The organism is Paraburkholderia caffeinitolerans (assembly GCF_902859945.1).
GTDB lineage: Bacteria > Pseudomonadota > Gammaproteobacteria > Burkholderiales > Burkholderiaceae > Paraburkholderia > Paraburkholderia caffeinitolerans.
In genome coordinates this window covers 123,802-136,490 of sequence record NZ_CADIKL010000011.1, presented here as the reverse complement: position 1 = coordinate 136,490, position 12,689 = coordinate 123,802, and the positions used below count along the sequence as shown (strand labels likewise).

The 12,689-nt window shown below is 64.1% G+C and carries 15 protein-coding genes; 14 read left to right on the top strand and 1 reads right to left on the bottom strand.

Annotated features, from left to right (window positions below; translation table 11 throughout):
* Positions 1-12: 12 nt before the first annotated feature.
* Complete coding sequence (locus HV773_RS13630) at positions 13-372, top strand: BON domain-containing protein (RefSeq protein WP_227875497.1); 360 nt, start codon at positions 13-15, stop codon at positions 370-372.
* A gap of 107 nt (positions 373-479) precedes the next feature.
* Here the strand turns inward: HV773_RS13630 and HV773_RS13625 are convergent, their stop codons facing one another.
* On the bottom strand, positions 480-2,312 hold the full coding sequence (locus tag HV773_RS13625; protein ID WP_343052349.1) for a sigma-54-dependent Fis family transcriptional regulator: 1,833 nt from the start codon (positions 2,310-2,312) through the stop codon (positions 480-482).
* A gap of 515 nt (positions 2,313-2,827) precedes the next feature.
* Here HV773_RS13625 and HV773_RS13620 point away from each other — a divergent pair.
* From HV773_RS13620 to HV773_RS13560, 13 genes are all read left to right on the top strand, one after another.
* Positions 2,828-3,064, top strand: a complete 237-nt coding sequence (locus tag HV773_RS13620; protein WP_129563657.1) for a phenol hydroxylase subunit — start codon at positions 2,828-2,830, stop codon at positions 3,062-3,064.
* A gap of 39 nt (positions 3,065-3,103) precedes the next feature.
* Positions 3,104-4,102 carry an aromatic/alkene monooxygenase hydroxylase subunit beta gene (locus HV773_RS13615; protein WP_129563656.1) on the top strand — a complete coding sequence of 333 codons (999 nt, stop codon included), beginning with the start codon at positions 3,104-3,106 and terminating at the stop codon, positions 4,100-4,102.
* A 13-nt stretch (positions 4,103-4,115) separates the two neighbouring features.
* On the top strand, positions 4,116-4,397 hold the full coding sequence (locus HV773_RS13610; protein WP_129563655.1) for an MmoB/DmpM family protein: 282 nt from the start codon (positions 4,116-4,118) through the stop codon (positions 4,395-4,397).
* A 30-nt stretch (positions 4,398-4,427) separates the two neighbouring features.
* Positions 4,428-6,002: an aromatic/alkene/methane monooxygenase hydroxylase/oxygenase subunit alpha gene (locus HV773_RS13605; RefSeq protein ID WP_129563654.1), complete on the top strand. Its 1,575-nt coding sequence runs from the start codon at positions 4,428-4,430 to the stop codon at positions 6,000-6,002.
* Positions 6,003-6,015: 13 nt separating this feature from the next.
* Positions 6,016-6,381: a phenol hydroxylase subunit P4 gene (locus HV773_RS13600; protein ID WP_129563653.1), complete on the top strand. Its 366-nt coding sequence runs from the start codon at positions 6,016-6,018 to the stop codon at positions 6,379-6,381.
* Between the two features lie 14 nt (positions 6,382-6,395).
* The gene (locus HV773_RS13595) at positions 6,396-7,457 is read left to right on the top strand and encodes an NADH:ubiquinone reductase (Na(+)-transporting) subunit F (protein WP_129563652.1); all 1,062 of its coding nucleotides are present in this window, start codon (positions 6,396-6,398) and stop codon (positions 7,455-7,457) included.
* Between the two features lie 10 nt (positions 7,458-7,467).
* Complete coding sequence (locus HV773_RS13590) at positions 7,468-7,836, top strand: 2Fe-2S iron-sulfur cluster-binding protein (RefSeq protein WP_129563651.1); 369 nt, start codon at positions 7,468-7,470, stop codon at positions 7,834-7,836.
* A gap of 71 nt (positions 7,837-7,907) precedes the next feature.
* Positions 7,908-8,855, top strand: a complete 948-nt coding sequence (locus HV773_RS13585) for a catechol 2,3-dioxygenase (RefSeq protein ID WP_129563650.1) — start codon at positions 7,908-7,910, stop codon at positions 8,853-8,855.
* On the top strand, positions 8,855-9,289 hold the full coding sequence (locus HV773_RS13580; protein WP_217481910.1) for a GlcG/HbpS family heme-binding protein: 435 nt from the start codon (positions 8,855-8,857) through the stop codon (positions 9,287-9,289). The genes HV773_RS13585 and HV773_RS13580 overlap by 1 nt, the downstream gene beginning before the upstream one ends.
* A gap of 41 nt (positions 9,290-9,330) precedes the next feature.
* The gene (locus HV773_RS13575) at positions 9,331-10,794 is read left to right on the top strand and encodes a 2-hydroxymuconic semialdehyde dehydrogenase (protein WP_129563649.1); all 1,464 of its coding nucleotides are present in this window, start codon (positions 9,331-9,333) and stop codon (positions 10,792-10,794) included.
* 27 nt (positions 10,795-10,821) lie between these two features.
* The gene (dmpE, locus tag HV773_RS13570; RefSeq protein WP_129563648.1) at positions 10,822-11,604 is read left to right on the top strand and encodes a 2-oxopent-4-enoate hydratase; all 783 of its coding nucleotides are present in this window, start codon (positions 10,822-10,824) and stop codon (positions 11,602-11,604) included.
* An 18-nt stretch (positions 11,605-11,622) separates the two neighbouring features.
* Positions 11,623-12,411, top strand: coding sequence for a 2-oxo-3-hexenedioate decarboxylase (gene dmpH, locus HV773_RS13565; protein ID WP_129563647.1), 789 nt, complete (start codon positions 11,623-11,625; stop codon positions 12,409-12,411).
* The gene (locus HV773_RS13560) at positions 12,408-12,656 is read left to right on the top strand and encodes a 2-hydroxymuconate tautomerase (RefSeq protein ID WP_227875543.1); all 249 of its coding nucleotides are present in this window, start codon (positions 12,408-12,410) and stop codon (positions 12,654-12,656) included. The genes dmpH and HV773_RS13560 overlap by 4 nt, the downstream gene beginning before the upstream one ends.
* The last annotated feature ends 33 nt before the right edge of the window (positions 12,657-12,689 follow it).

Below are 12,689 nucleotides of genomic sequence, written 5' to 3'. Positions count from 1 at the left end.
GGAGAACGAATAGTGAAAATCGGTCGAGTTTCAAGGTTTGCGTGCGGTGCGCTGGTCGCGCTGATTGCGCTCGGCGCGCACGCGCAGGGCGGGGGCGCGGCGCCGTCGACGCCGATAGCGAGCACTGCTTCGGGCGCGAGCGCGAAACGCGCTGCGGACAAACTGTTACGCAAAGCGGTGCAGCGCGCGCTTGCCCGTACGAAGGGTCTGGCCGCGTCTGGGATCGCGGTGCGAGCACGCGACGGCGCGGTTGTGCTGGGCGGATGGGTGCCGGAGCAGTCGCAAGTGCAGCTTGCCCTGCGCACGGCGCAAGGTATGCCTGGGGTGACATCGGTGAGCAATCAGTTGCTGGTGCGGCCGGTTGGGCAGTGAATCTCTCGAAGCACGCCCTAAACTGGCCCTGATCCACGGTCCCGCGAATGCGGGGCCGTGGCGACGCAACGGAACACCTTACTGCAACAGAGCCGACGTACCGCTTATCAGCCTCCCGAAATCGTGATGCCGCGCATCTTCAGCCGGTAGACGAGTTGCGAGCGCGTGATGCCGAGCAAGCGCGCCGCCGCCGACACGTTTCCGCCCGCGCGCTGCAGCGCTTTCTGCACGAGCGCATCCTCGATTTCCTCTAGCGGCACGATGTTTTCGTCGTTGCCCGTGTCGCCAAGCAGTTGGCTCACGCGGTTGCTGACGCGTTCGATCAGCGTCGGCTCGCCGGACACGGGCTCGGCGCTCAGGTCGTCAGCGATCTTCAGCTTTCCGCTGCTGTCGAGCTGGAACGGCTGCGAGTCGAACTTTTCGCCGCTCGTAAAGAGATGCCCGACGTCGATCGCGCCGCCTTCCGTGCCGAGAATCACGCCGCGCTCGACCATGTTTTCCAGCTCGCGTATGTTGCCGGGCCAGTCGTAGTTCAGCATGGCCTGGATCGCACGGCTCGTGAAGCCCGTGATGTTGAGGCCGTGGCGTTGCGTGAACTTGCGCAAGAAATAGTGCATCAGCAACGGCACATCTTCGCGTCGTTCGCGCAGCGACGGGACGTGGATAGGAAACACATTGAGGCGGAAGAACAAGTCCTCGCGAAACCGTCCAGCCTTCACCTCGTCACGCAGATTCACGTTGGTTGCGGCGATCACACGGACATCCACGCGACGCGTCTGCAGGTCGCCCAAGCGCTCTACTTCGCCCTGCTGCAACGCGCGCAGCAGCTTGCCCTGCGCGCCGAGGCTCAGAATACCGATTTCGTCGAGAAATAGCGTGCCGCCGTCGGCGCGCTCGAAGCGGCCGAGGCGCGTACTGGTCGAGCCGGTGAAGGCGCCTTTCTCCGCCCCGAACAACTCCGATTCGACGAGTTGTTCGGGAATAGCCGCGCAGTTGAGGGCGATGAATGGTTTGTCCCGACGCGGACTGACGCGGTGCAGCGCGCGCGCGAATACCTCCTTGCCCACGCCGCTCTCGCCGAGAAACAGCACGGTGGCCTGGGTCGAAGCCACGCGGTTGATCATGTGGCAGGCCGCGTTGAATCCTGGTGAGGCGCCGACCATGTCGGCGTCGCCGAATGCGGTTGGCAGCACCGAAGGCGCACCTGCGCCGGTGGACGGCGACGGCGCATTTTTGCCGCCAGCCATCCTGCCCTTGGTAAATGCCTCGACTTGTAGATATCGCAAATCGTCTTCGCCATCTTCCCATTCTTCGACCGGCTTGCCGATCAGTCTGCATCGGGCGTGCGCCATCGCGCGACATTCGGTTTCGCGAAACAACACGGGACGGCCCATGAACTCAGTCGCATAGCCCGACGCATAACCGATCTGCATCCAGCAGGCCGCATCCTTGCCGATGCCGTAGTAGCGGATATGCTCCTCGTCCTCGCTGGCCGCACTCCAGACGAACTCCCCATAGAAGCGGCCGCGCGCGACGTCGATGTCGAGCCGCACGGTCTCGACCTGCACAATGCCTTCGAGCCCGTGCAACTGCGGCCCGACCAGGAAAATGTCGCGCACGCTCTCCTTGTCGCGGATCTGCCTGGCGATCTCGGCGTCGCGCGAACCCGCGTAATAGCCCATGCGTGTCATGAGCCCGCGGGCGCTTTCGATGCCAAAAGTTTCGATGAGCTCGCGGCGCAGCACGCCCAGCGCTTCCGCATGAATCAGCAGCATGCGTTTGTTGTGAAGCCAGATGTGTCCGCTTTGCGGCGAGAAACGCAGTTGGGCCGCCAGGTCGGCGATGTCGGGGTACCTGTTCGCGTCCACTGGCAATTGCTCGGGGCTGACGAGTGGCACGCCTTCCGGCGCCGGTCGGGACGTATCTTTCGGTTTGGACAATCAACCTCTCCATCGGCGGGAAACGGAACGTTACTTGTGAAGCACGGGTTCGTTCGGCCCGTGCGCACGGCACGAGGATACACCGGCGCAAGCGCGCTTCGCGAATGCCCGTGGCTGGGGAAATCCCGCTGATCGCTCGCGCGCGAGTCGTGCTATGAAGGCCGGTTCGCCTGCGAAGCCGTGCCTGCGCCGCGTTAAATAGATTTATCGAATGGTGGCGTGCGGATGTGTTTCAGACTGTCTGAAATTACTCAATCGCGATGCGTCTGCACGGCGCAGATCTCGCTGTCATGCGTCCTCGTGAAAACCCCTAAGTTTACGCAGCTAGCAGTACGAAATGGTGCGCCCGCGGCGTGCCTTCACGCACGCCGCGGCGCGACGGACCCGATCGACGGCGAGCCTGGCACACTGATTGCGTTATCGTGCTTGCCCCGCGACGGTGACTGAAATCATCGAACGGGCGACGGCCTGAACGAAGGGCCGCGATGATTCGAAAAAAATCAGGAGACAGCTTTATGGCAGCGCGACAAGCGGCCGGACATCACGGCCCGTCGTTCGACGTGACGCGGCGTTTCATTCGCCCGTTGCGCGTACGTCCCGATGGTTTTATCGAGTTCAGCTATTCGGCGGGCGATCCCGAGCTTTCGGTTGAGCTGATCCTGCCGGTCCATGCGTTCCGCGAATTCTGCGCGCAGCAAGGCGTCGAGGTTGTCTTGCCGTCGCCCGCGCCTTTGGTCGCGGCCCCGCACTAAGCCAGCTTGTCCATCTCGTCCTTACCCGGAGACCCCATTATGTCAGTCGAAATCAGGACCGCGAGCATCACGCCCGTGCGTCAGACGTTTAGTCACGTCGCGCGCCGGCTGGGCTCGGACAAGCCCGCGTCGCGCTACCAGGAGGCGACGTTCGACCTTCAGTCGGACTGCAACTTTCATTACCGTCCGCTCTGGGATGCCGAACGCGAACTGTACGACCGTCGCCGTACCGCAGTCGAGATGAAAGACTGGTACGCGTTCAAGGATCCGCGCCAGTTCTATTACGGCGCGTACGTGCTCAATCGCTCGAAGCTTCAGGAGACGGCCGAAAAGAACTTCGAGTTCGTCGAGAAACACGCGGCGCTGGCCGTGTTGCCAAAGGGCCTGGTGCGGCGTATCAAGGCGATCCTGCTGCCGCTGCGCCATCTCGAGTACGCGGCGAACCTGAACAACTGCCACATCTCGGCCTATGGATGGGGGGCGGCCATCACGCAGGCGACCACGTTCGCGATGGTGGACCGGCTTGCCATTGGCCAATACCTGACGCGCATCGGCCTGCTGATCGACGGCAACACGGGCGAGTCGCTCAAGCTCGCCAAGGATAGCTGGATCAACGATCCGACCTGGCAGCCGCTGCGCAAGCTGGCCGAGCAGTCGCTCGTCGTCAAGGACTGGTTCGAGCTGTTCGTCGCGCAGAACCTCGTGCTCGACGGCCTCGTTTATCCGCTCGTCTATGGCCGCTTCGGCAGCGAGCTGTCGCAAAGCGGCGGCTCGGTCGTCGCGATGCTGACCGAGTTCATGGACGACTGGTTTGCCGAAAGCGTCAAGTGGGTCGATGCCTTCGTCAAGACCGCCGTGGCCGAATCGCCGCAGAACGCCGCGCTCATCGCGGGCTGGACACACGACTGGACCGAACGCGCGACGCAAGCGCTCGCGCCGCTCGCACGGCTCATGTATTTCGAGGACGCGGCGCCGGCCCTCGACGAAGCGCGCGCGAAACTGGCGGCGCGGCTCACGAAGATCGGACTAGCCACCTGAAAGGACACAGTCGATGAACACCGTACAGAGCACCGTATTTTTGGCACTGCAAACAAATGATGAAACACGTCCACTGATCGAGGCGATCGAGGCGGACAACCCTCATGCCGTCGTGCACCGCATGCCGGCGATGGTCAAGATCGACGCGCCGGGGCGGCTGGTCGTCCGGCGCAGCACGATCGAGGCGATCACGGGCATGGACTTCGACCTGCAGTCGTTTCAGGTCAACCTGATTTCCCTTTCGGGAAACCTCGACGAAACGGAGGACGAACTCGTCCTCGAATGGAAGCGCTAGGCGCGTGCGAACGACAACGGAGAGAGCGTGATGGAAAAGACGGCAGATGCGGCAGCCCCGAAGAAGCTGAGCCTGAAGGAGAAGTACGTGCACATGACGCGCGGTCTCGCCTGGGAGACCAGCTATGAGCCGATGGAGAAGGTCTTCCCGCAGACGCATTTCGAAGGCATCAAGATCCACGACTGGGACAAGTGGGAAGATCCGTTCCGCCTGACGATGGATGCCTACTGGAAGTACCAGGCAGAAAAGGAACGCAAGCTCTACGCAATCATCGACGCGTTTCAGCAGAACAACGGCCACCTGAACGTCAGCGACGGCCGATACATCAATACGCTGAAGCTGTTTCTCACCGGTATTTCGCCGGAGGAATATTCGGCGCATCGGCTGTTCGCGATGCTCGGGCGCAACTTCGAGGGCGTGGGCCCGCAGATCGCGGCGCAGATGCAGTCAATCGACGAGCTGCGGCATGTGCAAACGCAGATTCACACGATCAGCCAGTACAACAAATTCTTTGGCGGCATGCATGACTGGCGTCACATGCACGACCGTGTCTGGTATCTCTCGGTGCCGAAGTCGTACTTCGAGGACGCCATGACCGCCGGCCCGTTCGAGGCCATCGTAGCGATCTCGTTCAGTTTCGAGTACGTGCTCACGAACCTGATATTCATGCCGTTCATGTCGGCTGCGGCCTATAACGGCGACATGGCCACGGTGACGTTTGGCTTCTCGGCGCAGAGCGACGAATCGCGCCACATGACGCTCGGTATCGAGTGCATCAAGTTCTTGCTCGAGCAAGATCCCGACAACGTGCCGATCGTCCAGCGCTGGATCGACAAATGGTTTTGGCGCGGCTACCGCGTGTTGACGCTTGTGTCGATGATGCTCGATTTCATGCTGCCGAAGAAGGTGATGTCGTGGAAGGAGGCGTGGGAGATCTATTTCGTGCAGAACGGGGGTTCGCTGTTCAACGATCTTGCGCGCTACGGCATCCGCATGCCGAAGTACTGGGAGCAAACCGTCGCGGCGTCCGACCGCCTTTCGTCTGAAGCCTGGAACACGTTCTACAACTACGCCGCGGCGGCCAACTTCAACCCATGGTGCCCGAGCGACGAGAACCTGGACTGGATGTCGGAGAAATATCCCGAGACCTTCGACAAGTACTATCGTCCGCGCTTCGAGCACTACCGCGAGCTGGAAAAGCAGGGCAAGCGCTTTTACAACACCACGCTGCCGATGCTGTGCCAGGTTTGCCAGGTCCCGCTCGTGTTCAGCGAGCCCGACGATCCGACCCAGACCTGCTACCGCGAATCCGCTTATCTGGGCCACGCGTTCCATACCTGCTCGGACGGCTGCAAGGACATCTTCGACCACGAGCCCGAGAAGTACAGCCAGGCATGGTTGCCCGTGCACCAGATCTATCAGGGCAACTGCTTCGAGCCGGGCACCGATCCGACCGCCGAGGGCTTCGACGCGCTGGCCGCCGTGCTCCAGTACTACCACTTCCAGCCCGGCGACAACATGGATTACCGCGGCTCGCCCGACGAGGCGAACTGGCTGAAGTGGAAAGGGCATTCCCCGCAAAAGGACGACAAGCAGGCCGCTTGAAGGAGATACGACGATGGCTGTGCAAGCACTGAAAGAAGGGTACGGCGGCGAGATGCGCGACCGGGTCGAGCTGTTTCATGGCAACCAGTTGCTCTACGTCGGCTGGGACCAGCATTCGATGATCTGCGCGCCGATCGCGCTGCCGCTGCCGCCGTCGATGCGCTTCGGCGATCTGATCGACCATGTGTTGCCGACCACGGTGTTCGCGGCCCATCCGGACTGGGCGCGGATCGACTGGCGCGAGGCCGGGTGGCTGCGCTCGAACACGCCGTTCGTGCCCGAGCGCGACAAGAGCCTTGCCGACAACGGCCTCGGCCACAAGGCGCTGATCCGTCTGCGCACGCCGGGCCTGAGCGGCATCGCCGGCAGCCGAAGCTGACGCGGAGACGAACGATGAGCTATCAGGTGACCATCGAGCCCATCGGCCACACGATCGAAGTGGCCGAGGGCCAGACGATTCTCGACGCGGCGCTGCGCAGCGGCGTGTACCTGCCGCATGCGTGTTGCCACGGCCTGTGCGCGACCTGCAAGGTGCAGGTCGTGGACGGCGAGATCGAGCACGGCGACGCCTCGCCGTTCGCGCTGATGGACGTCGAGCGCGACGACGGCAAGTGCCTCGCGTGCTGCGCGGTGCCAATGTCCGACCTCACGATCGAAGCCGATATCGACGAGGAACCCGACGCGCTGCACATCCCCGTGCGCGATTTTCGCGGCCGCGTCGTGCGTCTCGACGATCTGACGCCGACCGTGAAGGGCGTGTTCGTGGAACTCGACGAGCCGATTGCGTTCCAGGCCGGGCAATACGTGAACCTCAAGGTTCCGGGCAAGGACAAGCCGTGTGCGTTCTCGCTCGCGGCCGTGCCATCGTCGGACACGCTGATCGAGCTGAATGTGCGGCGCGTGCCGGGCGGCGTTGGCACGGGCTACGTCCACGACACCTTGCGCCCCGGCGACGCGGTCGAACTGACCGGCCCGCTTGGCCACTTCTTCGTGCGCAAGTCGGACACTCAGCCCGTCATCTTCCTCGCGGGCGGCTCGGGCGTGTCGAGCCCGAAGTCGATGCTGCTCGACCTGCTTGAAGCGGGTGACGCGCGGCCGATCACGCTGGTCTACGGCGCGCGCAACCGGGCCGAGCTTTACTACGACGCGCTGTTTGAGCAACTGGCCGCGCAGCACGCGATCTTCACCTACGTGCCCGCATTGAGCGAGCCGACCGAAGCATGCCGCTGGGAAGGCTTCAATGGCTTCGTGCACGACGCGGCGAAGGCGCACTTCGCGAACGACTTTCGCGGCCACAAGGCTTATCTGTGCGGACCGCCCGTGATGATCGAGTCGTGCATCCGCACGCTCATGCAGGGCCGGCTGTTCGAGCGCGACATCTACACGGAGAAGTTTTTGACCACGGCGGACGGTGCGCAGGCGCTCGCGCGCAGCCCGCTGTTCCGCAGCATTTGAGGCGATGTCGATGGCCCCCTCATTCGAGACGGGAAGCAAGACGCCGCCCGATGCGCAAGCGCCGCCGCGAACCTACCAGGTGCGCGTGGCGAATACCGGCGAAGTGTTCGGTTGCCGTGACAGCGAAAGCGTGCTGCACGCGATGGAGCAATTGTGCCGGCGCGGTATTCCGGTCGGCTGCCGCAACGGCGGTTGCGGCGTGTGCAAGGTCAGGATCCTGAGCGGCGATTTCGTGCTGCGCAAGATGAGCCGCGCGGTCTGCACGGCCGAGGAGGAGGCCGAGGGCCAGGTGCTCGCGTGCAGGATTTTCCCGCGCGGGGATCTGGATCTGAAGGTGGTGGGCAAGATGGCCTGCGCCGTCGAGGCACGCAAGGCATGACGACAACCCGTGCGGCGACCCTTCGGGTACGCGGCCAGCGCAGGCAGGAATTAAACCAACAGGAGGCGAGAATGGCATTGAGCGGCGTACTGAGGCCCGGACATGTGGCCATCCGGGTGCTCGAAATGGAGCCTGCCCTGAAGCATTACGTGCAGGTGATTGGCTTGCAGGAGACAGCTCGCGACGCGCAGGGACGCGTGTTTCTCAAGGCATGGGACGAGCACGACCATCACAGCGTCGTGCTGCGCGAAGCCGACGAGGCGGGCATGGACTACATGGGCTGGAAAGTGGATTCGCCCGCGACGCTCAAGCGGCTGGCCGCGCAGGTCGAGGCGAGCGGGCTCTGCTCGGATTTCGCATGGATTCCCGCAGGCGAGCATCCGGCGACGGGGGAGCGCTTCCGTTTCACGATTCCCACCGGCCACGTGATGGAGTTGTACGCCGAGCGCGAGGTCATCGGCAACTGTTGCGGCACGGACGGCCCCGACGTCAACCCGACGCCCTGGCCCGACGGCCTGACCGGTATCGCGCCCTCGCGCTTCGATCATTGCCTGCTCTACGGCGACGATCTCGACGGCACGGTCAAGCTGTTCACCGAGGTGCTCGGCTTCGGCATGGCCGAGCAGGTCATGGCGGGCCCCGACGGCAAGCTGATGATCGGCGCATTCCTGTCGTGCTCGAACAAGGCGCACGACGTGGCCTTCATCCGCCAGCCCGTCAAGAACAAGTTCCATCATGCCTCGTTCATCCTCGGCAGCTGGGAGCAGGTGCTGCGCGCGGGCGACATCCTCTCGCGCCACAAGACCTCGATCGACATCGGCCCGACGCGTCACGGCATCACGCGCGGCGAGACGATCTACTTCTTCGATCCGTCCGGCAACCGCAACGAGGTCTTCAGCGGCGGCTACATTTACTACCCTGACAAGCCGGTCATCACCTGGACCGACAACGAGCTGGGCGCCGCGATCTTCTATCACGACCGCAAGATCAACGAGGCCTTCCTCTCGGTGTTCACCTGATGATGAAGCTCTCGCAAAGCGCCGAAACCGTGCATTGGGAGGCGGCCCAGGCCGCGGTGCTGGCGGCCGTGCGCAGGGCCGAGGAAGCCGGCATCAAGGTCAACGTCGCCGTCGTCGATCCGGGCGGCAACCTCGTGGCCTTCCTGCGCATGCCGGGCGCGTTCCTCCACTCGATCGACATCGCGATCGACAAGGCCTATACGGCCGCGAGCTTCGGCCTGCCTACCGGCGCGTGGCCCGAGATTCTGCAGCAGCATTCGCCCGCCGTGCGGGCCGGCATTCCGCTGCGGCCGCGCATGGTGTGCTTCGGCGGCGGGCTGCCGCTCCTGCACGCGGGCGCGGTAATCGGCGGGATCGGCGTCTCGGGCGGCACCGAGCTGGAAGACGAGTCGTGCGCGCGCGCGGGGCTCAACGAAATCGGCATGCAGGTCTGAGCGGCCACGCCGCCGGACGTCATCAATTCGGAGTGCAGGACATGAACACGAACATTCAGAATTTCATCAATGGCGAGTACGTCGGCAACGTCAGCGGGAAGACCTTCGAGAACCGCAATCCCGTCGACAACTCGCTGATCGGCCTCGTCCACGAGGCGGGCCGTCTCGAAGTGGATGCGGCCGTCGCCGCCGCGAAGCGCGCGTTGAGCGGACCGTGGGGCCAGTTGTCCGTGATCGAGCGCGTAAAGCTGCTCGACGCAGTGGCGGTCGAGATCAATCGACGCTTCGACGATTTTCTCCAGGCAGAGATCGCGGATACCGGCAAGCCCTCGCATCTGGCCTCGCACGTGGACATCCCGCGCGGCGCCGCGAACTTCCAGATTTTCGCCGACACCATCAAGAACATGTCGACGGAGTCGTTCGAGATGCGCACGCCGGACGGCAAGACCGCCTTGAGCTACGGCGTGCGCGTGCCGCGCGGCGTGATCGCCGTCGTGTGCCCGTGGAATCTACCGCTGCTGCTGATGACGTGGAAGGTCGGGCCCGCGCTTGCATGCGGCAACACCGTCGTCGTCAAGCCTTCGGAGGAAACGCCGTTGACGGCCACGCTGCTCGGCGAGGTCATGAACACAGTCGGCGTGCCGGCGGGCGTCTACAACGTCGTGCACGGCTTCGGCCCCGACTCGGCCGGCGCGTTCCTGACCTCGCACCCGGACGTCAACGGCATCACGTTCACGGGCGAGACCGGCACGGGCACGGCGATCATGAAGGCGGCCGCGGACGGCATCCGGCCGGTCTCGCTCGAACTCGGCGGCAAGAACGCGGCGCTCGTGTTCGAGGACTGCGACTTCCAGGTGGCCGTCGATACGGTGACGCGCTCATGCTTCGAAAACGCCGGGCAGGTCTGCCTCGGCACCGAACGCGTCTACGTGCAGCGGCCGATCTTCGAGCGCTTCGTCGCCGCACTCAAGGAGAAGGCCGAATCGATGACGCCCGGCCGCCCGTTCGATGCGCAGACACGCATCGGCCCGCTCGTCAGCAAGGAGCATCAGCGCAAGGTGCTGTCGTACTACGAGAAGGCGCGCGAAGAGGGCGCGACGATCGTGACGGGCGGCGGCATCCCGGCCATGCCCGACGATCTCAAGGACGGCTGCTGGGTCCAGCCGACGATCTGGACCGGTCTGCCAGAAACCGCCTCCGTCGTCACCGAGGAGGTGTTCGGCCCGTGCTGCCACATCAGTCCGTTCGACACCGAGGACGAAGTGCTCGCCAAGGTCAACGACAACCGCTACGGCCTCGCGACGTCGATCTACACACAGGACATCGGCCGCGCCAACCGCCTCGCGCGGCAGATCGAAGTGGGCCTCTGCTGGATCAATAGCTGGTTCCTGCGCGATTTGCGCACACCATTCGGCGGCTCGAAGCAGTCGGGCATCGGGCGCGAGGGCGGCGTTCACTCGTTCGAGTTCTATACCGAGTTGCGCAACGTGATGGTGAAGTATTGACGTGCAACCCTGTTGACAGGATCTCCTATGGAAACCAGCAAGATTGAACACTACGGCGACGAGCTGTTCGACGCGCTCGTCGCGCGCCGGCCCGTGCCGCCGCTCACCACCCGCGAGCCCGGCATCACGATCGAGGATGCCTACGCGATCCAGTTGCGGATGATTGCGCGTCGGCTTGAGCGCGGCGAAACCATCGTCGGCAAAAAAATCGGCGTCACGAGCAAGGTCGTGATGGACATGCTGAAGGTCGATCAGCCCGACTTCGGCCAGATGACCTCGGGCATGGTCTTCAACGAAGGCGAGCCCGTCGATACCGCGCAGCTGATCGCGCCGAAGGCCGAGGCCGAAGTCGCGTTCATGCTCAAGCACGATCTGTGCGGCCCCGGCGTGACGGCCGCCGACGTGCTGCGCGCGACCGACTGCGTGATGCCGTGCTTCGAGATCGTCGATTCGCGCATCGAGGACTGGAAGATTCGCATCCAGGACACCGTGGCCGACAACGCCTCGTGCGGCGTGCTTACGCTCGGCGGCGTGCGGCGCAGCCCGCGCGACCTCGATCTCGCGCTGGCCGGCATGGTGCTCGAAAAGAACGGCGAGGTCATCAGCACATCGACGGGCGCCTCGGTGCAGGGCTCGCCGGTCAATGCGGTGGCCTGGCTTGCGAACACACTCGGACGGCTGGGCATCACGCTCAAGGCCGGCGAAATCATCCTGTCCGGCTCACAGTCGCCGCTCGTGCCCGTCAAATCCGGCGACAACCTGACGTGCAGCGTCGGCGGGCTCGGCACGACGTCGGTCCGTTTTATTTGAGCGCCCTGAGGCCCTACCATGAACCTTGACAAACACACCATCGCCGCGCTGGCCGAGCATCTGGAAAACGCCGAGCTCGAGGCACGCGACGTCACCAAGATCACCGACGAACATCCCCAGATGGACTGGGACGACGCCTATGCGATCCAGGACGCGATCCGCCGCCGCAAGATCGAGCGCGGCCATCGCATCGCCGGGCTCAAGGCCGGCCTGACCTCGTTCGCGAAGATGAAGCAGATGGGCGTCGAGACGCCCGTGTTCGGCTTCGTCGCCGACTACATGGCGCGCCCGGACGGCGGCGAAATCAAGGTGTCCGAACTCATTCACCCAAAGGTCGAGGCCGAGATATGTGTCGTCACCAAGGCGCCGCTGCGCGGTCCCGGCTGCCACGTCGGCGCGGTGATGGCCGCGATCGATTTCGTGCTGCCGGCCGTCGAGGTCATCGACTCGCGCTACCGCGATTTCAAGTTCGACCTCAAGAGCGTGATTGCCGACAACACCTCGGCTTCGCGCTTCGTGATCGGCGGGCGCGCGCGCACGCTCGACGAACTCGACCTGCGCACGCTCGGTGTCGTGCTGGAGATCAACGGCGAGGTCCGCGCGATGGCGGCCGGCGCGGCCGTGCTCGGCCATCCGCTCGCGGCCGTCGCGATGATGGCGAATCACCTTGGCGCGCGCGGCGAAGAGCTTCCGGCTGGCACCTTCATCATGACGGGTGGCGTGACCGAGGCGCTGGCCGTCGAAGCCGGCGACAACGTGGCCGTGCGCTTCCAGGATCTCGGCACGGTGTCGATGCGCTTCGTCTGAACCCCGCGCGCGCGGCGCCGCCGCGCGCTCACCCCGATTCAAGGACAGCGAACATGCCATTTGCACAAATCTACCTGCTGGAAGGGCGCACCGAGGAGCAGAAGCGCGCCCTCATCGAAAAGGTCACGCAGGCGATCGTGGAGGCTGTCGGCGCGCCGCAGCAGAACGTGCGCGTGTGGATACACGACATGCCGAAGGAAAACTGGGGTATCGGCGGCCAGACCGCCAAGGACCTCGGGCGCTAGGCCGGCCCGCTCCGGTTTCGCACGATCCGACCA

Excerpts from the sequence above, each read along its gene's own strand:
- HV773_RS13620 (WP_129563657.1), top strand. The coding sequence starts at position 2,828 with ATGGCAGCGCGACAAGCGGCCGGACATCACGGCCCGTCGTTCGACGTG.
- HV773_RS13615 (WP_129563656.1), top strand. The coding sequence starts at position 3,104 with ATGTCAGTCGAAATCAGGACCGCGAGCATCACGCCCGTGCGTCAGACG.
- HV773_RS13610 (WP_129563655.1), top strand. The coding sequence starts at position 4,116 with ATGAACACCGTACAGAGCACCGTATTTTTGGCACTGCAAACAAATGAT.
- HV773_RS13605 (WP_129563654.1), top strand. The coding sequence starts at position 4,428 with ATGGAAAAGACGGCAGATGCGGCAGCCCCGAAGAAGCTGAGCCTGAAG.
- HV773_RS13600 (WP_129563653.1), top strand. The coding sequence starts at position 6,016 with ATGGCTGTGCAAGCACTGAAAGAAGGGTACGGCGGCGAGATGCGCGAC.
- HV773_RS13595 (WP_129563652.1), top strand. The coding sequence starts at position 6,396 with ATGAGCTATCAGGTGACCATCGAGCCCATCGGCCACACGATCGAAGTG.
- HV773_RS13590 (WP_129563651.1), top strand. The coding sequence starts at position 7,468 with ATGGCCCCCTCATTCGAGACGGGAAGCAAGACGCCGCCCGATGCGCAA.
- HV773_RS13585 (WP_129563650.1), top strand. The coding sequence starts at position 7,908 with ATGGCATTGAGCGGCGTACTGAGGCCCGGACATGTGGCCATCCGGGTG.
- HV773_RS13580 (WP_217481910.1), top strand. The coding sequence starts at position 8,855 with ATGATGAAGCTCTCGCAAAGCGCCGAAACCGTGCATTGGGAGGCGGCC.
- HV773_RS13575 (WP_129563649.1), top strand. The coding sequence starts at position 9,331 with ATGAACACGAACATTCAGAATTTCATCAATGGCGAGTACGTCGGCAAC.
- dmpE (WP_129563648.1), top strand. The coding sequence starts at position 10,822 with ATGGAAACCAGCAAGATTGAACACTACGGCGACGAGCTGTTCGACGCG.
- dmpH (WP_129563647.1), top strand. The coding sequence starts at position 11,623 with ATGAACCTTGACAAACACACCATCGCCGCGCTGGCCGAGCATCTGGAA.